The following is a 19,750-nucleotide window of genomic DNA, read 5'->3' as shown; positions in this document are numbered from 1 at the left end:
ATCGCACGATTCACTCGTTTGACGGAGGTCAGGACGTAACACCGTCAGCCTTCGGAAGGTCCCTCGATCGATGAGCACATCGCAACGGCGCCGGGCCAAGGCATTCGAGCCCGTGGCCCTCGACCATGCCGAGGCCGTCATCGTCGACCAGTACACCCGTCTCGTACGCCTCGCGTACCTCACCCTGCCCGGCAGACTCAACCGGCACCGACGTGTGCTTGCCGCGCATTCTCTGGTACAGCGCGCCCTGCCGGGCTTCCGGGTGCGGCATACGACGGCACGGGTTCCGTTGCCGCGTACCGGGAGTGCGGACGGCGGCGGAGGCGGGCCGCGGGGGACGGAGCCCGCCAGGACAGGTACGGCATACATGACCGCGCGCGTGCTGAGCGCCGCGCTGGCCCACGAGCGGCGGCCGCGCGGGTGGCCGGACCGGCTGCCGCCGCCCCGCCAACTGCGTCCGGCGCTGCCGGTGGTGTGGGGGCTGCGGCTGTTCCCCCGCGCGGGCGGAACGGAGGAGATCGCACTCGCGCAGATCCTCTCCGAACTCCCCGCGCCCGCGCGCGCCGCGTTCGTGCTGTGCAGGCTGGACGGTCTGGCGCATCCCGAGGTCGTGGACCTGCTCACCGCCGCCGACGTACCCGATCCGGAGGCAGCGCTCCGCGCCGCACGCCGCGTCGAGGAGACGGTCGGTGAGGCGGCGGGCGAGCTGCTGCGCTCGCAGGAGTTCGACGCGTGTTCCGTGCAGACCCGCCCCACCGACCTGCTCCGCCGCCGGCGCCGCTTCCGGCTCGTCTGGTGCGCGGCGGGCATCACCGTGATCAGCTGCGCGGCGCTGCTGACGATCGGCCCCTTCCCGGTCCCGGGCGACAAGCAGGCACGACAGACCGGCGGGCGCCCCGCGATCAGCGCCGACGCGTTGCTCCGCACTGCCCCCGACGTGTGGGCCGACACCTCGCGGGTGGATTTCAGCGCCTGGCCCGCCCGCGGCTCCCGCACCGACGACCGCGAGCTGCTCACCCGCGCCCTCTCCGCCTGGACCGCTCCCCCACCCGGCACCCGTGTCGGCGCAGCCCGGGAGACGTCCACCGAACCCCCGCCCAAGGAAACCCAGTTGCTGTACGCCGATGTCGTGGGCGGCGAGGCGGTCGTCCTGTTCCACGACGGCAGGCGCGTCGTCCGTTACGTGGAACCGGCGTCCTCGTCCGCGCCCGCGTCCCTTGACTTCTCGCGCGCCGACGACTCCGACGTGACCACGGCGGCGGCACTCGCCGTCAGCCGCAAGGACGGCAGGATCCGCTACCTCACCGCACCGTGGATCGCGGAGGCCCGCACGCGCGACCTGTTGCGCCCCAACTCCCCCGGCCGCCCTCTCGACATGTCCGGCCAAGGACTCACCGCGGCCGTCGACGCCCCGTCGGCCGCGGCCCCGTGCGACAGTCTGCCCGTGCTCCAACTGCGCTCGTCCGCCCGCATCGTGGAGAAGCACGCGTTCCTCGTCACCGACCTCGGCGACCTCGCCCCGGCGCACCTCAGCCACACTCCGCTGCCCGGCACCGGCGCACCGGCCCGCCAGCCGCGCGAGGCCACCAGCGGCACGGCGCTGCGGAGCTGGGCCCGTGGCGCGTGCCGCCTCTCCGAACTGCGCGGGCGCGGCGTGCGGGCCGTCAACCAGTGGGACTTCGCCAAGCAGGAGCTGCCGGAGGACGGCGGCCGTGCCGTGTGGTCGTGCACGCGCGCCTCGACCTGGCGCGGTCCGGGAAGCGTGCTGCTCCAGTTCCGTACGTCCGCCGAGTCCGCGACGGCTCCGGCGGAGGTCGTCGGGCGGGCCCGTTCGACGGCCGCCTGCAGCCGCTTCGGCCAGCATGTCGTGGCGAGTACGCGGTGGACGGCCGGCTCCGGGCACCGGTACCTCCTGGCCGCCGGCAGCCGCGACGTCACCCGGATCACGGTCACCGGGGAGGTCGACGCGGAGCGGCGTGGCCGCACCCTGGCCGTCCGGGCTCCGGAGGACGCGCGCGTGACGGTGCGGGCACGTCTGGCGGACGGCGAGGAGCTGGGAGAAGTGGGGCGCTAGTACGATCCGGCGCGTCCCGGGGCGTGGGCGGGGGCCGGCCACTTCGGGTGGCGGACGTCGATGACGTAGTCGTGGGCGTGCCGCCAGCCGTGGGGGCCCGCGTGCGCGTCGGCGAGGTGCGGGTCGTCGGCGGGCAGGGCGGTGTGGACGTGTGCCAGGCGGGACGGGTCGTGGGTCGGCCAGAGCAGCGCGGCCCCGGTCGCCGCGACGAGTGCGAGGCCGGTGAGCGTCGCCGCCGCCGCGGTCGTCCCCGCGGCGGCGGCCAGCCATCCCGCGAGGGGGTACGTGAGCAGCCAGCAGCCGTGGCTGAGCGCGAACCGGGCGGCGAACGCGGCCGGCAGGTCCGCGGGCGCGGCCGAGCGGCGGATCAGCCCGCCGGCGGGGGTCAGGACCAGGGACGAGCCCGCGCCGAGGAGCGCCCAGGCGGCCAGCAGTCCGCCCCAGGACCGGGTGCCGTGCCCGAGGCCGAGGGTGAGCGAGGCCAGGACGGCGCCCAGCAGGAATCCGGCGGGCAGCATGACCCCGCGATCGCCGAAGCGCTCCAGGGCGCGGGGCAGGAGCAGGGCGGCCACCATCGAGCCGGCCCCGAACGCGCCCAGGGCCAGGGCCACTTCGTCCGCCCCGAGACTCAGGTGCTCCCTGACGAGCACCACCGTGTCGACGACGACCAGGGCTCCCGCGGCTGCCGCGACGAGGTCCAGGGCGAGCAGGGCGCGCAGCCGGGGCGTGGCCCAGTGGAGGCGTACGCCGAACGTCGCCCGTGCGTGGACGCCGCCGCCGCGCTCGACCGGGCGCGGCGCGGGCAGTGCGACCGACACGACCAGGGCCGCTGACGCGAGGAAACCGAGGGCCGTTCCGGCGAAAAGCCAGCTGTACGTGACCGTCGTGAGCAGTGCGGCGGCGAGGACCGGGCTGAGCAGGCTCTCGAGTTCGTACGCGAGCCGGGAGAGCGACAGGGCGCGCAGGTGGTCGCGCTCGGCGGGCAGGATCTCGGGGAGCGTCGCCTGGAAGGTGGGCGTGAACGCGGCCGACGCGGCCTGGAGCAGGAAGATGAGGACGTACACCTGCCAGACCTGGTTGACGAACGGCAGGACGAGCGCGGTCCCCGCGCGGACACCGTCCATCGACACCAGCAGGGCGCGGCGGGGCACACGGTCGGCGAAGGCGCCGATCAACGGGGCGAGGCCCACGTAGGCCACCATTTTGATCGCCAGCGCGCTGCCGAGGACAGCGGAGGCGTCCGCTCCCGCGAGGTCGTACGCGAGGAGGCTCAGGGCCACGGTGGCGAGCCCTGTGCCGGTGAGGGCGACCAGTTGGGCGGTGAACAGGCGGCGATAGGTGCGGTTCCGCAGCACTGAGCGCATGACGGTGTCCCCTGGGTCGACGGCCCGGACACTTTCACGGTAGACGACGTGTGCGCAGATGCGCACATGTTGACGGGAGCGATTCGGCGAGAGCGTTCTCGTGTGCCCGAGCGCTGGGCGCGTCGAGGTGCTACGCGTGCCAGGGCGCTCCTGTGACCTGATGGTCGGCGTGGCTCAGCGCCTCGGTGACCAGCCGTCGCAGATGGCCGTCGCGCAGTGAATACACCATCCGGCGCCCGTCCTTACGGGCCTGGACCAGCCCTGCGAGCCGCAGCTTGGCCAGATGCTGACTGACGGCGGGCCGCGCCGCCTCGCTCTCGGAGGCCAGCTCGGTCACGTCCGCCTCTCCCCCGGCCAGCAGCCACAGCAGGTGGAGCCGGGTGGGATCGGCGAGCAGCGCGAACACGGTGGTGGCGGTCTCCAACTGCTCCCTGCCCGGGCTGCGTTGGTGCCCATGATGTGCAGGTGAGGTTTCCGTGCGCTCCGGCATGGCCCCATCGTATGGCCGTACGACCGGACGGCACCGGAACGGTGTCGCTGTTCCAGTGCCGTGTTTGCGCGGTGTGGCCTCAGCCCCGCAGGCGTGCCCAGGTCTTGGGACCGACCTTGCCGTCGTCGTCGAGGTTCCAGGAACGTCTTCACGGCCTTGAGGGTGTCGCCGCCGAACGAGCCGTCGACTCCGTGGCGCCCGATGTTGTAGCCGCGGTACTGGAGGATCGCCTGGATCTCCTTGACCTTGTTGCCGCGGTCTCCGTAGTCGGCGTACGTATTGTTCACGTCGTAACCGCAGTAGTAGCCGAAGTTCGAGTAGTAGGCGCAGGCGGCCAGAGCGGTGGTGGGCGCGGCTGACGGGGTCGTTGCCTGGGACGGGGTCGAGGCCGACGCGGTGGCGGCGATTCCGGTCACCGCTGTCCCGGCGAGGAGGCCCGCGGCCAGCAAGGTCGCGGCGGTGCGCTGGATGGGCATGTGATCTCCCTGGTGAAGGGGCGGCGTCGGGCCGCCTCGGATGGGAATGCCCGGGCGCTGTCCACGGTAGGGAAACGGCCGCGCGGATACGTCAACCGGCGGTGTGATGGCCGCGTGCACCCCTGGTTTGCGGGGCTGCTCTCACGGTTTGCGGGGTGGTCAACCCTCGCTGTAGGGGGCGGCGGTTCTCTCCATCGCGCGTGGTACGCCGACGTACGACCGTACGCGGTTGCTGGTGCCGCTGGTGCCGCCGGTGCCGCTACAGGCTCGTCGCCTCGATCACGCACATCGGGCCGTTCGTCGCCACCACGCGGTCCAGGCGGAACCCCGCGCCCGACAGCAGGGACCGCCAGTCCGCGCGGCTGCGTTCGCGGCCGTTCAGCATGCCCATCATCGTCAGGTCGAGCAGGGCGGCGACCTCCGGGGCGGCACCCTCGCCGACGACGGTCTCCACGAGGAAGAGGCGGGCCCTGGAACCGGCGGCCCGGCGTATGCGGTCCAGGATGACGGCGCACTGGTCGTCGTTCCAGTCGTGGAGGATGAAGCACGCCAGGTAGGCGTCCGCGCCGGGCGGCACACTCTCGAAGAAGTCGCCGCCCCAGGTGCCGACCCGGTCGGTCACGCCGGCCGCGCGCAGCACGGGCTCGGCGCCCGCCACGACGTGCGGCAGGTCGAACACGGTGCCCCAGAGCCACTCGTGGCGCCGGGCGAGCGCGGCGAGCGCCGTGCCGTCGGCGCCGCCGATGTCGACCAGGTGGTGGACCTTCCTCAGGTCCAGGCTGTCGAGGGCGTCCTGGCGTAGCGCGAGCAGGTTGCCCATGGCGGCGCTGAAGCCCTCGACCCGCTCCGGTTCCTCCGCGATCCAGTCGAAGAGCGGCTTGCCCAACTCCCGTTCGGCGGCGGGCACTCCGTCGTGGAGCGTGGACCAGAGGCCGGCGAAGGGTGCGTAATGGGTGTCCATCCACATGAGGGCCACGTCGCGCAGTGAGTCGTCGGTGTCGCTGCACAGCGTGTGCCCCAGCGGGCCGAGGCCCACGGTGTCCTGGTCGGCGTCGAACGCGAAGACGTGCTCGGCGGCGAGGGTGCGTACCAACCGCCGCAGCAGGTCGGTACGGACACCGGTGGCCGAGGCCGCTTCGGCGACCGGCCTCGGTCCGGCGGCCAGCACGTCGGCCACGCCCGCGCGGGCGACGACGTACAGGGCCTGGGAGACCTGGAAGCCCGCGAGGAGGCGGAGCATCGCGACGGCCGGGGCGCGCCCGCCGCAAGCGGAGGTGGAACCGGCGGGGGCGGGACCGGCGGTGGCCGAAGTGACGGAGGCGGAAGTGGAGGGTCCGTTCAATGACATGATCGAAGGCCTACCCCCGCCTCCGAGCGTGCACCACCACCCCCCGCGCGCTCTGGCCGAAAGCCCCCGCGCCGCCGGACCGCACGGCCCGTGGCGCCCGCAGCCCCGGCGTGCCGGTTCAGGCCTTCGGCTCGGGCGCCCCGTAGGCGGTGGCGGGTGCGGGAACCGTGGCGGGTTCGCTGCGGTCGGCCGCGGTACGTACGGGATGGGCGCGGCGACGGCCGCGGCCGTCAGGGTCACGCCGCAGCCGAAGCCGCGCCGCGGGCGGTGTTCTGCCGCTCGGTGGGCAGTCCGCGAGCTGCGCCGCCTCTTCGGGAGCAGTCGGCCGGGACCTTACTGCCCCGGCCGACTCGACCGTGACATCGAACGGCTCGACGGGCGTCCTTGGCCGCGCGATCGAGTGGCCCCGGCCAGGGGCCGTCAGCGGTGCCGGGCGATCAGCATGCGGGCCATGTCCTTGGACCGCAGGGCCGCGTCGCGGTCGCCCTCCGCCGCCGAGATGATCGACCCCTTCATCAGGATGTGCCAGGACCGGGCGAATCCGTCGGAGTCGCGCAGCCCCGCCTCTTCGGCCATGCCGCGGACAAGAGAGCGGATGTTCTCCAGGTACTGGATGCTCGCCCGCCCCAGCGGATGCTTCCAGCCCATCTCCAGCAGTACGTTGATGAACGTACAGGCGTCGTAGTCATCGCCCCGGAACCACTCGTCGAAGACGTCGAAAATGGCCAGCAGCCTGCCCTCCGGGGTTCCGCCGCGGTTCCGGGCACCCGCGACGACCCGCCCCAGGGTCCACTGCTGTTCCCTGCGGGCCAGGAACGCGAGGACGAGCTGGTCCTTCGAGGGAAAGTGCCGGTAGAGGGTCGCCTTGGCCACTCCCGAACGCGCGACGACCTCCTCGATGCCGACAGCACGGATTCCGCGTTGCGAAAAAAGCTCGTACGCGGTCCTCAGTATCCGTTCGCGAGGCGCCAACTGATCCCTCGCAGGCGGCGATTGACTGTCCATCACCGACCAGAATAGTCCTGGACACGGACGCCGCCCGCTGCCATGGTCGAGGCAGAGACGCACGAGACAGACCGGTCTTTCTGGTCCCTGCCGATCACGGCTTTCCGCCCCCAGCACCACAGGCCCCCTATCACCACCACAGGTCCCGGTGTGTTCACCAACCGGCAGGGCAGCCGACGCGGGAGATCCCGGCCACCTGCCCGCCACCGGGAACCGCCCCGACGGGTGGGGCCGCACGCTCCCTGGCGCGCCCCTCCCGCCAGGTGAGGCCGCCCCACCCGTCGGACGCGCGACGCGATCCCCGCCGGAAGCGGTTGAAACCGCCGTGCAACCGCGCTGAATGCGCCTTGCTCCACTCTCGGCCGCATGACGACAAGAGCCCGATCCGTGGCGCCGAAAGCCACCACGACCGCACCCACCGACACCCGCCCACCGGCACTCGCCATCACCGCCCACGGACTGCGCAAGGCATACGGCGCCAAGACCGTCCTCGACGGTGTCGACCTCGTCGTGCCGAGCGGAACCGTCTTCTCCCTGCTCGGGCCGAACGGCGCCGGGAAGACCACCGCCGTCAGGATTCTCTCCACCCTCGTCTCCCCCGGCCCCGGCTCCGGCGAGATGCGTGTCGGCGGGTTCGACCTCGTCGGCCAACCGCAGGCGGTCCGTGGCGCGATCGGTGTCACCGGGCAGTTCAGCGCGATCGACGGCCTTCTCACCGGGGAGGAGAACCTGCGGCTCATGGCGGATCTGCACCACCTGCCGCACCGCGAGGGCCGTCGCGTCGCCGCCGGGCTGCTGGAGCGGTTCGACCTCGTGGAGGCCGCCAGGAAGCCCGCCGCCGACTACTCCGGCGGCATGCGGCGACGGCTCGACATCGCCATGACGCTGATCGGCGAGCCGCGGATCATCTTCCTCGACGAACCGACCACCGGCCTGGATCCGCGCTCCCGGCACACCATGTGGGGTGTCGTCAGGGAGTTGGTCGCCGAGGGCGCCACCGTCTTCCTCACCACGCAGTACCTGGAAGAGGCCGACCAGCTCGCCGACCGCATCGCCGTCCTGCACGACGGGAAGATCGCCGCCGAGGGGAGCGCCGACGCGTTGAAGCGGCTCGTGCCGGGCGGGCACGTGCGGGTGCGGTTCGACGATCCGGGCGCGTACCGATCGGCCGCCGCCGCCCTGCGCCACGCCGACACCGACGACGAGGCACTGTCGCTGCGGGTCCCCTGCGACGGCAGTCAGCGCGAGTTGCGCTCCGTCCTGGACCGGATGCACTCAGCGGGTGTGGAAGCGGACGGGACTTGGGAGAGGAGGGTCAGGTCGACGGTCATCCCGTTTCACTTCATCCCTCTTCCAGTTCCCGCTTGAGGTTGCGCAGGGTCCGGTCGATGTTGCCCGCCTGGAACACCGCGAAGGTCTGGCCCCGCGTGGCGATCCGGTCGAAGGTGTTCGCCACGGAGTCCGGCCACGAGCGCCGGTCGTCCGTCCAGGTCTCGGTCACGCGTGTCACGGCGCCCGTCGCCTCCGCAGACGCCTCCACCTCCACGAAGCGGTACTCCCAGGTGGCGATGGGGGCGCTCAGGCGGGGGCGCTTCAGGCCGATCGCGTGCACGCGGAAGGCGAAGCGGCTGCCCGGGTCCGACGCGGTCACCGTGCAGCGAGTGGTCCAGCGGAAGGCTCCGCGCTTGTTGTGCCCGACGAAGACCAGGCCCGGCGTGGCCGGTTCGTCCGGGCCGGGTACGGTCGCACCGAGGTTCTCCGGGCTCCAGCGGCCCATCCGGGCGGGGCGGCTGACCTGCGCGTAGACCTCCGACGGGGATGCCTGGACCAGGATGCTGCGGGACACGGTGAACGTGCGGGCCATGGGGAGTGCTCCGTTCCTCGGCCCCCGACCTTACCCGCCAGTAGATCGTGCGTGAAGCGCCAGACCGTCGCGGGAGCCCGGGGGCGGCTGCGCCGGTGCCGCTCGTTCCGTCGTCAGTGCCCTGGTGATCCTCCGGGCCAGGAGCGGGTCGGCCGGCAGGGTGTGTGCGGCGAACCAGCGGGCGGCCGACGGGTCGGGGGACGGCTCCACGAACTCGGCGCCCGCGTAGTCGTCGAGCGGCGGATCGTAGATGTATCCGGCGACCACTCCGTGCCGCACGAGACGGTCCACCAACTGGTCGCGGTCCTGGACCAGGAGCGGTACGCGGAACAGCGGTGGCGGACCGCCGTCTCCGGGCCGGGGCCGGAGCGCCCGGGTCGCCCAGCCGGTGCCCGACAGGAGCGACGAGCCCGCTCTGCGCCGAGCGAGGTCGGCGTCGAGCCGGGCGGTGCGCAGCGCCAACTGGCCGCGGACCAGCGCCCCGTGACGCGAGCGGTAGCCGTGCAGATCGACACGGACCCACGGGTCGTACGCGGCGAGACTCGGCGCCTCGGACGCGCGGCGCGCGAGACGGGGCGCGTGGAGGTCCATCCGGAACGTGTCGCGCTCCAGCATCCCGAGGTGCTGCAGGGTGCGCCAGGCCGGGCGCACGAGGTGCAGGCCCCGCACGGCGGAACGCGCCAGGGGGCGCAGAGTGGCGGACAGGTCCGCGCGTAGGCTGCGCGGCAGCAGGAGTGCGTCGCGCAGCCGTTCCAGGTCGCGGCGGGCGCGCTCGTTTTCGACGGCGAGGAAGCCGCCGGCCGTCGCCGCCACGTGCTTGGAGAGGCTGAACGCCGCCGCCGTCCCGAACGTCCCGATCGGCTGCCCGTCCACCCGCGTGCCGATCGCGTGGGCGGCGTCCTCGAACAGCGGTATGCCCAACTGGTCGCAGCGGCGGCGGAGTTCGACGACGCGGTCGGGGATGCCGTACAGGTTCGTGGTGAGGACGGCGTCCACGTTCCGCCAGGTCCGCTCCGGGACGGCTGCCGGGTCGATGTTGCCGTCCCAGACGGAGACGGGGGCCTGTACCGGGCGCAGTCCCGCCGCGAGGACCACGAAGAGGATCACGTCGTCGTTGACGGGTGACATGAGGACGCGCGCGCCGGGCCGGCACCAGTGCCGCAGTGCAAGGTAGAGCGCGAGCCGCGCCGAGGGCGTGTAGACGCAGGGGCGGCCCAGCCGCCGCTCCATCGTCGTGGCGAGCCCCGTTCCGTACGGCATTCCCACCTCTTCCGTACCCGCCGGTACCGCTTCCGTACGTCTGTCGCACCGGGCCGCCGCTCTCAGCGCCCGGCACCTCCGCGTGACGTGCGCAGCGTGCCGATGGTCTTCAGGAGCCGGTCGGCCGGTTCCCTGAGCCGGGGGTGGGCCAGGACCGTGTTGCGCAGGCCCCGCACGGGTCTGCGCCACAGCCGGTGCGCCGCGGCCACCGGGTGCGGGCGGGTCGCGAACCCCTCGCCGACGCGCAGTTCACGGGTCTTGAGCCAGTCCTTGTACTCCTTGTCGCCCCGTCCCATGTCCATGATCCGCACGCCGTCCCGGCCCGCGGCCTCCGCCATCCGGAGATGCATGACGAGGCCCGGCGAGTAGTAGCCGAGTTCCGGGTCGTACGCGGTGAACCAGGCGGCGGACACGGTGCGCGACGTCGGCCCGAAGTGCGCGGCCACCGGCCGGTCACCCGCGTACACCACGGAGAGCACGCCGGTGAAGTGGTCCTCGCGGACCTGGAAGAGATCGTGCACCAGGTCGACTATCCAGGGCCGCGCGAAGCGGTCCATGCGGCCCGTCCTGCGGTACTGGGCGGACTTCCAGCGCATGAGGGTGCGCAGGAGCTCGGGGTCGCGCTCGTCGTGGACGAACCGCATCGCGCCGACGTCGCGGCCGAGGCGGCGCTCCTTCTTCAACGTCGTCTTGGCCAGGCCCGGATAGGCGCCGCGCAGCCACTCCGCGTAGCTCTCCTCCTCACCGACCTTCAGATCGAGGACGGGGGAGGCGAAGGTGCCGGTGACATACGGGCCGAATGGTTTCTGCTCCTCGACGAGGTGGTCGAACTCGAAGACGGAGAGCCCGCAGGCCCGCAGCAGCTGACGACTGTTCCAGGTGACTCCGGGCCGGTGCACGAGAGCCTGGCAGTCGGAGAGGCCGAGGCCGATGGCGCGGCCCACGCCGAAGGCGTTGCGCTCGAAGGGCAGGAAGCCGACGGCTTCCCCCTTCTCGCGCAACACCGCCACGTGGGTCCCGCCCCGGTGCCGGGCGACACCCATCGCGAACTCCGGTGCCAGGAAGGGGTTGGCGAACTGGGGCGACTCGTCCATCGCCCGGTGCCAGGCCACGCGCAGCGATGCGCTGAGTCCGTCGAGCCGGTGGATCGTGATGTCCATCTCAGGCCGACCGCCCTTCCGCGAGCTGACCGCTCGCCCGCCCTGCGAGGCTCAAAGGTCGCGAAAGCGTACGCATGTGTCAAGAGCGCCGACCACGAGCGTGCCGAGAGGCACGGGCCGGCGCCGGGTCACCCGCAGTACTCGGCGTCGAGGATCGCGCCCATCGACTCGCCGTCCCAGTCCGCGTTGTAGCTGTACGACAGTTGGTGCCGGGCGTCCTCCGTGCTGTACGCCATGGAGAGCCAGCCGACCATGCCGCCGGCATGGCCCCAGAGCGTGGTGCCGCAACTGGTCCTGATCCGTGAGAGGCCGAGTCCGTAGGCCATGTCCGGCGCGCCGGGCACGGCCACCGTGGTCTTCATCGCCTTGAGCTGCTTCGGCGGCAGGAGCCTGCCCCGCAGCAGCGCGTCGTAGAAACGGTTGAGGTCACCGGTGGTGGAGATGATGTCCCCGTCGGCCCATCCCTGCGAGCCGTTCATCTCGGTGATGTCGTCGATCCGGTCGGGGTCGGACGGGAAGAGTTTCGCGTAGCCGCGGCTGCTGGGCTCGGGCAGATGGATGCCGTTGCCGGGGTTGACGGTGTTCTTGAGCTTCAGCGGCTCGATGATCCGGTCGCGGACCTCCGCCTCGTACGTCCTGCCCCCGGTCCTCTCGATGATCAGCCCGGCCAGGATGTAGTTGGTGTTGGAGTACGAGTGCTTGGCACCGGGCTCGAACAACGGCTTGTGGGAGAGGGCGACGGCCACGTGTTTCCGGGGCGGCAGGGTGTCGTACCGGTGCGTGAGGTAGCCGTCGCCTTCCAGATACGTCTTGCTGTACTCCTCGTCGGCGAGGTAGTCGAACAGCCCGCTGGTGTGGTTGAGGAGCTGTCTCACGGTGATTCTTCGGCCGTCGTTCCCATTGCCGCGCACGAGCCCGGGGAGGTGCCGTTCGACGCTGTCGTCGAGGTCGAGCTTTCCCTCCGCTTCCATCTGGAGGAGAACGGTCGCCACGAACGACTTGGTGATGCTGCCGACGCGGAACCGGTCGTGCTTGCCGCGCGGCGCGCCGGATTCGAGGTCGCCGACGCCCACCGCCGACGACCAGACGCCGCGCGCGTCGCGTGCCTGCGCCGCGACACCGGGGGTGCCGGCGCGCACGGCCGCTTCCATGGCGCGTCGGGTGGCCCGGTGGTGTCTGTCCGTGGAGGCCCCGGGGTGCTCGTCCGCGGACACCCGGTCCGCCCCGGTCCGGTCCGTCCCTCGGTCCGTCTCGGCTCGGGCCGGGGCGACGAACGCGGTCGCCGCGACCGCTGCCGCCACGATGCCCACCACACCGGTCTTCGTGCGCTTGCGTAACGCCATGCCAACTCCTCGCAGGTGTCCTGGGGGGCTCTGTCGCCCCCCCCAGACACAAGACCTCCGCGAAGGGCAGCGGGTTGACAGGCTCTCAGTCCCGGCCGACGGTGTACCGGTCCTTGACCTTCACCTCGGCGACCGAGCGCCCCTCGGGGAAGACGCTCTGCCAGTCGCCGATCACGTGGAGCTCGTCGGTGCCCATCGCACGGACGACGGTGAGGCCCTCGTCGTACGCCTTGTAGGCCTTCATCCAGAGGTTGGAGAACGCCTGCGAGCGGATCAGGTGCATCCAGTCCGGGCGGTACAGCTCGCGGTTGTAGTTGGACTCCCCCATTGTGGCGACGAACTTGGAGTACATCGCCTTCACGTACTCCAGCGTCACCTCGTCGTCCTCGCCGATCGCCCGGTCACGGGCGTCCTTGAGGGCGATGCGGAACTTCTCCAGAAGCCCTTCCGTGGCGCCCGAGGTGTACGACTCGTGGATCGTGGGCGGGTCGCACAGGCCGTACTTCGGCGACGACAGGCGCAGGAGCAGGCGCAGCGTGGGCTCGGTGATCCAGAGCGGACCCGGCTCGTCACGGTTGCCGATCGGGTTCGGCAGTACGCCTTCGTGCTCCCAGGCGGGCGGCGTGACGAGGTGGACGCCGGCGCGGCGCCGGTCGTGGCCGAAGCCGGTGGAGTGCTCCAGCTGACCGATCGGGAGGTGCGTCTTGAGCGCGGAGAGATAGGCGCCGTTGATGTCGAGGGCGGTCACCTCGTGCGCGCCCGGCGGGAGTTCGGCCCGGGTCCACTTGGGGCGGGCCTCCCAGATCTGGTCCGGGCCCCGCGAGGTCTGCTTGCGGAGGATGTCGGGGATCCAGGGGTGCGCCACGATGTCGTAGCGACCGCCCTTGCGGGTCTCGTCGAGCAGGGCCATCGCATCGGGAATGGCCCGCTTCACCAGGGCGGCGGTGGCGGCTTCCAGGTCGCCCTCGTGGGCGGCGAGCGCGTCCTGCACGGCGCGGCTGATGGCGTCGGGAGTGTTCGGGCCTTCGGCTGCGGCGGTCGTGGCGCGGCGGCCGGTGCGGACGAGCTTCACGGGGGTGCGGGCCGGGGTGGGGGTCGGTGTGGATGCGGGTGCGGGTGCGGGTGGTGCCGACGTGGCTGCGGGGGCTTGGCTCGCGGCCGTGGTGCCGCACTTGGCCGGGTCCAGGTGCTGCGTGAAGCCTTCGAGCTGCTCGGTCGCGGGCTCCCCGCACAGGACGCATGGCTCGGAAACGGGTTCGGGCGCGGATGGGGGGCCGGGCGGGGGTTCGGATGCGACGACCGGCTTCGGTTCGGCCTGCGGCTGCGGCTGCGGCTGCGGCTGCGGGTCGAGCTTCGTTCGGGCCGACTCCAGGAAGTACGCGTACTTCTCCCGTACCGCCCCCGTCGGCTCCCGTCCCGACTCCCAGCCGCCGACCGTGGTCGGGCTGACGCCGATGGCGCGCGCCACCTGCGCCTGGGACAGGTTGAGTGCCTCGCGCAGGGCGCGGCGCTCCTCTGCGGGGGGCAGCTGCGCCTCGGGCCCCGACACGGCGAGGAGTGCGTCGATCGCGTCGAAGTCGCTCACGGACGGACCCCCTTCGGCTCGTCGGCCGCGGCACGTCGCCTCGGGACGGAACGGCGGTGGCCGGCGGGGAGTGCGTCGCACGCGCGCGTGGGACCGGCGAGGAGGTCGAGTACGTCGATGCCGTAGTACGCGGCGATCGCGTCGCAGTCGTCCAGGCTCCACGCGGCGGTACCCGACTGACGGCGTGACACCTGCGTCTGGTCGACACCAAGTACGGCGGCGAGGCTCGCCTGTGTGTCGCCGGTGAGCCGCATCAACGCGGCCACGGCCGCCCGCAGTCGCTCGCTGGAAGACATCCCCATGACCGCACCCTATCCAAGCCTGCGCGTTATCCGCACATGGCACGCGGATTACGCATGCGCCGAGGTCGGCGCGTCGGCATGTCGGGCACGTTCAGGACGCGTCGTTTCGCAGGGTGCGCCAGATGAACACCTCGGTGCTCGGGCCGCGTTCGGAGAATCGGTCCGCGGCGGACGCCGCACGCAGCAGCGTCCGCAGGTCCGTCTCGAAACGGTCGCGTCGGTCGCCGAACAGGTGCGGTGCGGAGCTCGACATCGAGAACACCTCCGCCACGACATCGTCGACCGACCGTTCCAGGACCTGCCCGCCCGGGACGACGAGACGCTGCGGCCCGGCGAATCCGGCACGTTTGAGCACCTCGCGCTCCCCTCCGGCGGTGCCGTGCGGAAGTACGCCGCGGCCTGCTCGGCGCACCGGTCCCAGGTACGTCCTGACGAGGTCGTCGACGGCAGCGCGGGGCGGTGCCGGATGCGGCAGGTCTTCGTCGGGCCGCCCCGCCTCGCCCCCCGCCTCGGGTTTCAGGTCAGAGATGTGCACCAGCGCCCCGCCCGGTCGGAGCATCCTCTTGACGGTCGTCGCCACCAGCACCTGGTCCATCCAGTGGAAGGACTGCCCGAAGGTGGCCGCGGAGAACGTGCCGAGTCCGGCGGGCAGGTCTTCCGCCCTCGCACACACCCAGTGCGTGCGTCCGGCCACTTCCCGCCCGGTGGCGTCCCGCTCCGCCTCGGCGATCATCCCGACGTCCGGGTCCACGCCCACGACCTCGCGGAACAGCGGGGCCAGCGTCAGCGCGAGGGTTCCCGGGCCGCATCCCACGTCGATGAGGCGTCCCGTGCCGTCCGGCTCCAGGGCTTCGGCGAGTGCCATGGCCAGCCCCGGCGCGTACGGAAGACGTCCGCGCGCGTAGTGGGCCGCCGCGCCCCGGAAAAGCGTCTCGTCCCACCGCCAGTCAGCCGCCACACCCGCTCACCGTCTCTTCCGCTTCGTATCGCGCTCCCCCGTCACGCGGGGCCGCACCCAGAACGTACTCTTTTCGCTCATCCGGATCTTTGCCCGCAAGGTGTCATCAAGGCGCCGTCAAGGTGTCCGCAAGAGGAGTTCATCAGTGGAGTTTCGGCTGCTCGGAGCGGTTTCCGTCGCCACTGAGGTCGGCGTGCTGCCCCTCGGCCCCGCAAAGCGGCGCAGCCTGCTCGCCGCGCTGCTGCTCCGACCGAACCATCCGGTCCCGGTCGACCAGCTCACTGCCGCGCTGTGGGACCACGAGCCGCCCGCGCGGGCACGCGGCGTCATCCAGGGCCATGTGTCGCGGCTGCGGGTCCTGCTCAACAGCGCCGAAGCCGACATGTTCGGCGTCGAACTGCTCACCCAGGGCACCGCGTACGTCCTGCGCATGCCGGAGTCGTTGTTGGACGCCCACCGGTTCGAGGAACTGGTGACGCTGGCCCGCGGTCAGCGGGCGCCCGGCGACGCGGTGGCGATGTACCAGGAGGCGCTGTCTCTGTGGCAGGGCCCCGCACTGACCGGCGCGTATCCGAGTCAGCCGCTGCAGGCCGCGGCGCAGGCGCTGGAGGAACTCCGGCTCGCCTCCGTGGAGTCGCTGGCGACGGCCTACTCGCGGATGGGGGAGCACGCCCGTGCCGCCGCGGTCCTGCGTGCGGAGGCGAGCGTTCACCCGCTGCGCGAGTCGCTGGCCGCCTCGCTCGTGCGGGAGCTGCAGCGGGCGGGGCGCCGCTCGGAGGCCCTCGACTGGTTCCACCGCACGCGGCGGCTGCTCGCCGACGAGCTGGGGGTCGATCCCGGCCGGGAGCTGGCCGACGCGTACACGGACGTGCTGCGTGGGGACGATGAGGCGGACGGGGCGGCGCGACGGTCCGGCGCGCCCGCTGTCCCGGCCTCCGGACGAACGTCATCCTTAACCGCAGCTTCAGCCTCGCCCTCACCTTCGGTCACAGCCGCCCCACCGGGATCGGCCTCGGCCTCGTCTTCCGTCACAGCCGCAGCTTCAGCCTCGACCTCAGCACCAGCCACACCTCCCTCGATCCCCGCCTCAGCCTCGGCCGCACCCCCGGCCTCGCCCCTCCCGCCGACAGCCGTCACGCCCCCCGCACCTCCGGCCCCACCGATACCGGCACCGTCCTCCACGGTCGACCTCCTCCCCCGCATGCCCCGCGGCTTCCACGGTCGTGCCGCCGAGCTCACCGCCCTCTCCCGGGCCGCCGCCGGCGAAGCGCCCGTCTGTCTGGTCACCGGCCCCGCGGGCGTCGGCAAGACGGCGTTCGTGGCGCACTGGGCGCACCGCAACCGCGAGCAGTTCCCCGGCGGGCTGCTCTACGCCGACCTGCGCGGCTTCAGCGACACGGGTGAGCCGGCCCTCCTCGAAGTGCTGCGGGAGTTCCTGCTCGCGCTGGGTGTCGCGCCGCGCCGCATACCCGAGTCGGCGCGCGGTGCCTCCGCGCTGTTCCGTTCGCTCTGCGCCGACCGCAGGATCCTCGTCGTACTCGACAACGCGCGGGCGTCCGAGCAGGTCAGAGAGTTGCTGCCGGGCGGCGCCGAGTGCGTCACCGTGGTGACGAGCCGGTACCGGCTGCGTGGGCTCATCGCCTCCGACGCGGCGCGGCCCGTCCCCCTGGACGTACTCGAACCGGAGGACAGCACCGCGCTGCTCGCCGCGGTGCTCGGCCAGGAGCGGGTGCTCGCCGAAGAGGTGGCCGCCCGCCGCCTCGCGGAGCTGTGCGGTGGGCTGCCGCTCGCGCTGCGGGTCGCGGCGGCCCGTCTCGCGGACCAGCCGGACTGGCCGTTGAGTTCCATGAGCGCGGAACTGTCCGACGAGTCACGCCGGTTGAGCCTCCTGGACGTGGAGGACACGGGCGTCCGCGCGGCATTGCGGCTGACGGTGCGGCGGCTGCCGGACGACGCCGCGCACCACTTCGCGCACCTCGGTCAGCACCCGGGCACACATGTCGACCGGTACGCGGCGGCGGCTCTCGCGGGGACGGACCCGGAGACGGCGGCCGCCGCGCTGGACAAGCTCACCGCGGCGCACCTCGTGATCCGGACCGCGCCGGACCGCTGGACGCTGCACGATCTCGTACGGCTGTACGCGCGCGGTCTGGAGGCCGGGCCCGACGCGCTGGTGCGCGGCCTCGACCACAGCGTGGCCACGGCGCTCGCCGCCGCCGACGCGGCCGAACCGGGCGACGAGTCGTGCTTCACGCTGCCCACGGACTTCCGTCCGCCGCAGGCCACGAGGGAGTTCACCGACCGCGAGCAGGCGATGGCCTGGTACGCGGCCGAGCGCGACGATTTGGCGCTGGCTGCGGCTGCCGCGCGTGCCGCCGGGCTGCACGGCAGGACGTGGCGGATCGTCCTCGCGCTGTGGCCGCAGATCGTCTGGCGGGTGCGGGACGACTGGACCCCGTTGTTGCGTACGGCACTTGAGGCGGCGCAGGCCGACGGGGACGCGCGGGCCGAGTCGCGGGTGCGTGCGCTGCTGGGGTGGGTCCTGACGGAGGAGGGCCGGACGTCGGAGGCGCTGGCTCATCTGGAGGCGGCACCCGTGCTCGCCGCGCGGGCGGGCGACCGGCGGGGCGAGGCGACGGCGCTGATCAACCTGTCGCTCGCGCAGTCCGAACTCGGCAGTCCCGAGGAGGCCGCCGAGGGCTGCGCGCTGGCCGCGGAGCTGGCGCACAGCGTGGGCGACCGGAACACGGAGCGCCTCGCGCTCTACCACCTCGCCCGGCACCGTCTCGACGCACGGGAGTGGCAGCCCGCCTTCGAGACGGCGGTCGCCGCGCTCGACCTCGACGCCCCTTCGGAGGCGTCGCCTGCGGCACGGGTGCTGCTGCGGATCGTCATCGGTGAGGCGCTGCTCGGCATGGGCGACGAGGCCGAGGGCATCCGCCGCCTGGAAGCCGCCGCGCGTGAGGCGGAGTCGTCCGGCTACGACGACGGCGCGGTCCGCGCGCTCGGAGCGCTGCTCAGGGTGTCGGCGGACACGGGGCTGCAGGCGCGGTACGACACGGCGATGGTGCGGCTGATGGCACGTACGTGAGGGGGCGGCTCGCACGTGAAGGTCGGCGTGCACGCGAGGGGGTGGGTCGCACATGACGTAGCGGCGCGCACGCGACAGGGTCAGCGCTTACGTGACGTAGCGGGGCGCACGTAAAGGCTCGGCACGCACATGACGTGGCGGTGTGCACATGAAGGGTCGGCGCGCCCATGACGTAGCGACGCGCAGGTAAAGGAGCGGCACGTACATGACTGAGCGACGCGCACGTACAGGGTCGGCGCTCACGTGACGTGGCGGTGCGCACGTACCGTGGCGGCGCGCACGATCCGCTCGTCCGGCCGGAGCCGCCCGGCGGTGCCGCCCAGGCGTCCTACTCCCCCGCGGTCCCGGGCGATGCCCCCCGCTCCCCCCGATCCGCGTGCTCGGTGAGTTGCTCGTTCACCTCGCGGGCCTGCTCGGCGAGGCGGCGGGCGCGTTCCTCGGCGCGGTCCGCGCGTGCGTTGATGCGGGCGATGTCGTCCTCGATGACCTTCAGGGCCATCTCGGTCGCGGCGTCCGCGTCCCGCGGCGCGAGATCGCCGGGGAGCGCCTCCAGCGCCGTCTTGACCGCGGGGATGCCGCCGCGTTCGTGGATGTCTTTCCAGAACTCGTAGTCCATCGCGCCATCTTGTCCGATGGGGCGGCGCCGACGCGAACGGCGGCCGGAACGTCCGGTGGCGGAGGGCCCCGAGTGCCCGTCCCCGCCCTCACCCGCCCGTGCCGCGCCCCTGCCGGGCGCCCGCGCCTCAGGACGCGGGCGCCGCGGACGTGCCGGCCCGCGCGGGCGTGCTGAAGTCCAGCAGGTCCTCGGCCGTCTGCTGGGTCTCCTCCGCGACCTTGCGGGCGGTGGCGACGACATCGCCGTGTTCCTGGACGAGCGTGTGGTAGATCGGCGCCTGGGTGGCGTCATTGGCCGGCATGACCTGCGGCTCCTTGTTCGGTGACGGTGTCGGACTGGTCCGCCGTGGGCGGCCGACCCGCGACCTTACGCGAACTCGGTACCTCGATGGGACCCGACCCCGATCATGAGACGCCTGCTTGTGACCACCTTCACACGCGCGGGGCGAAGGGGGTCGGTGAGGGCCCGTACCGTGACCGTCCGGACGCGGGCCCCTGACACAGGTGAGCGACGGACGTATCCGGGTACTCGGAGAACCCGCAGACGGATTCGCACACGGGCCCAAGGAGGCGTCCATGCCGCTCACGTTCCGCAAGAGTCTCCGGATCCTTCCCGGGGTGCGGCTGAACATCAACAAGCGTTCCTGGTCCCTGACCACGGGTGGCCGGCACGGCCCCCGGCGCACCCACAGCAGTACCGGCCGCCGCACGACGTCGATGGACCTGCCGGGACCCTTCGGCTGGCGCCGTACGACGAAGCGGCGGTAAAAGCGCGTGCCGTGAAGGGGCGTCCACTGTTACGGTCCCCGGCATGA

18 protein-coding genes are annotated in these 19,750 nt (G+C 72.5%); 4 read left to right on the top strand and 14 right to left on the bottom strand.

The window, feature by feature from the left end; genetic code table 11:
• Positions 1–70 precede the first annotated feature (70 nt).
• Complete coding sequence (locus tag DEJ47_RS36035) at positions 71–2,074, top strand: hypothetical protein (RefSeq protein WP_150175311.1); 2,004 nt, start codon at positions 71–73, stop codon at positions 2,072–2,074.
• Here the strand turns inward: DEJ47_RS36035 and DEJ47_RS36030 are convergent.
• The 5 genes from DEJ47_RS36030 to DEJ47_RS36010 form a co-directional block, all read right to left on the bottom strand.
• Positions 2,071–3,438: an MFS transporter gene (locus DEJ47_RS36030; RefSeq protein ID WP_150175310.1), complete on the bottom strand. Its 1,368-nt coding sequence runs from the start codon at positions 3,436–3,438 to the stop codon at positions 2,071–2,073. The two genes, DEJ47_RS36035 and DEJ47_RS36030, sit on opposite strands and share 4 nt — an antisense overlap.
• A 130-nt stretch (positions 3,439–3,568) precedes the next feature.
• Positions 3,569–3,862, bottom strand: a complete 294-nt coding sequence (locus tag DEJ47_RS36025) for an ArsR/SmtB family transcription factor (protein WP_362640673.1) — start codon at positions 3,860–3,862, stop codon at positions 3,569–3,571.
• Positions 3,772–4,404, bottom strand: coding sequence for a peptidoglycan-binding domain-containing protein (locus tag DEJ47_RS37755; protein WP_150175308.1), 633 nt, complete (start codon positions 4,402–4,404; stop codon positions 3,772–3,774). The genes DEJ47_RS36025 and DEJ47_RS37755 overlap by 91 nt, the downstream gene beginning before the upstream one ends.
• 259 nt (positions 4,405–4,663) lie before the next feature.
• Positions 4,664–5,752 carry a methyltransferase gene (locus tag DEJ47_RS36015; protein WP_150175307.1) on the bottom strand — a complete coding sequence of 363 codons (1,089 nt, stop codon included), beginning with the start codon at positions 5,750–5,752 and terminating at the stop codon, positions 4,664–4,666.
• Positions 5,753–6,172: 420 nt separating this feature from the next.
• Entirely contained in the window at positions 6,173–6,757 is a 585-nt protein-coding gene (locus DEJ47_RS36010; protein ID WP_150175306.1) for a TetR/AcrR family transcriptional regulator, read from the bottom strand.
• A gap of 366 nt (positions 6,758–7,123) precedes the next feature.
• Here DEJ47_RS36010 and DEJ47_RS36005 point away from each other — a divergent pair, with 366 nt between their 5' ends.
• Entirely contained in the window at positions 7,124–8,125 is a 1,002-nt protein-coding gene (locus tag DEJ47_RS36005; RefSeq protein WP_150175305.1) for an ABC transporter ATP-binding protein, read from the top strand.
• Here the strand turns inward: DEJ47_RS36005 and DEJ47_RS36000 are convergent.
• From DEJ47_RS36000 to DEJ47_RS35970, 7 genes are all read right to left on the bottom strand, one after another.
• Positions 8,100–8,621, bottom strand: a complete 522-nt coding sequence (locus DEJ47_RS36000; RefSeq protein WP_150175304.1) for an SRPBCC family protein — start codon at positions 8,619–8,621, stop codon at positions 8,100–8,102. The two genes, DEJ47_RS36005 and DEJ47_RS36000, sit on opposite strands and share 26 nt — an antisense overlap.
• A 30-nt stretch (positions 8,622–8,651) precedes the next feature.
• Positions 8,652–9,881, bottom strand: a complete 1,230-nt coding sequence (locus DEJ47_RS35995; RefSeq protein ID WP_150175303.1) for a DegT/DnrJ/EryC1/StrS family aminotransferase — start codon at positions 9,879–9,881, stop codon at positions 8,652–8,654.
• A gap of 62 nt (positions 9,882–9,943) precedes the next feature.
• Positions 9,944–11,041, bottom strand: a complete 1,098-nt coding sequence (locus DEJ47_RS35990; protein ID WP_150175302.1) for a GNAT family N-acetyltransferase — start codon at positions 11,039–11,041, stop codon at positions 9,944–9,946.
• A 128-nt stretch (positions 11,042–11,169) separates the two neighbouring features.
• A complete protein-coding gene (locus DEJ47_RS35985) occupies positions 11,170–12,384 on the bottom strand; it encodes a serine hydrolase domain-containing protein (RefSeq protein WP_150175301.1) in 1,215 nt (404 codons plus the stop codon).
• A gap of 85 nt (positions 12,385–12,469) precedes the next feature.
• The gene (locus DEJ47_RS35980) at positions 12,470–13,969 is read right to left on the bottom strand and encodes a helix-turn-helix domain-containing protein (RefSeq protein WP_150175300.1); all 1,500 of its coding nucleotides are present in this window, start codon (positions 13,967–13,969) and stop codon (positions 12,470–12,472) included.
• Positions 13,966–14,271, bottom strand: a complete 306-nt coding sequence (locus DEJ47_RS35975; RefSeq protein ID WP_150175299.1) for a helix-turn-helix domain-containing protein — start codon at positions 14,269–14,271, stop codon at positions 13,966–13,968. The genes DEJ47_RS35980 and DEJ47_RS35975 overlap by 4 nt, the downstream gene beginning before the upstream one ends.
• Before the next feature lie 91 nt (positions 14,272–14,362).
• The gene (locus DEJ47_RS35970) at positions 14,363–15,229 is read right to left on the bottom strand and encodes a class I SAM-dependent methyltransferase (protein ID WP_150175298.1); all 867 of its coding nucleotides are present in this window, start codon (positions 15,227–15,229) and stop codon (positions 14,363–14,365) included.
• 145 nt (positions 15,230–15,374) lie between these two features.
• Here DEJ47_RS35970 and DEJ47_RS35965 point away from each other — a divergent pair, with 145 nt between their 5' ends.
• Complete coding sequence (locus tag DEJ47_RS35965) at positions 15,375–18,320, top strand: BTAD domain-containing putative transcriptional regulator (RefSeq protein WP_150175297.1); 2,946 nt, start codon at positions 15,375–15,377, stop codon at positions 18,318–18,320.
• 328 nt (positions 18,321–18,648) lie between these two features.
• On the opposite strand, the gene DEJ47_RS35960 is transcribed toward DEJ47_RS35965, so the two are convergent.
• A complete protein-coding gene (locus tag DEJ47_RS35960; RefSeq protein WP_150175296.1) occupies positions 18,649–18,936 on the bottom strand; it encodes a hypothetical protein in 288 nt (95 codons plus the stop codon).
• A gap of 127 nt (positions 18,937–19,063) precedes the next feature.
• Positions 19,064–19,237: a hypothetical protein gene (locus DEJ47_RS36690; RefSeq protein ID WP_165283338.1), complete on the bottom strand. Its 174-nt coding sequence runs from the start codon at positions 19,235–19,237 to the stop codon at positions 19,064–19,066.
• Positions 19,238–19,511: 274 nt separating this feature from the next.
• On the opposite strand from DEJ47_RS36690, the gene DEJ47_RS35955 reads away from it, so the two are divergent.
• Entirely contained in the window at positions 19,512–19,703 is a 192-nt protein-coding gene (locus tag DEJ47_RS35955) for a DUF4236 domain-containing protein (RefSeq protein WP_150175295.1), read from the top strand.
• Positions 19,704–19,750: the final 47 nt, after the last annotated feature.

The organism is Streptomyces venezuelae (assembly GCF_008642355.1).
In the GTDB taxonomy this organism is placed as follows: Bacteria; Actinomycetota; Actinomycetes; order Streptomycetales; family Streptomycetaceae; genus Streptomyces; species Streptomyces venezuelae_B.
The sequence above is the reverse complement of the archived record's forward strand: the minus strand, read 5'-3'. Positions and strand labels throughout refer to the sequence as shown.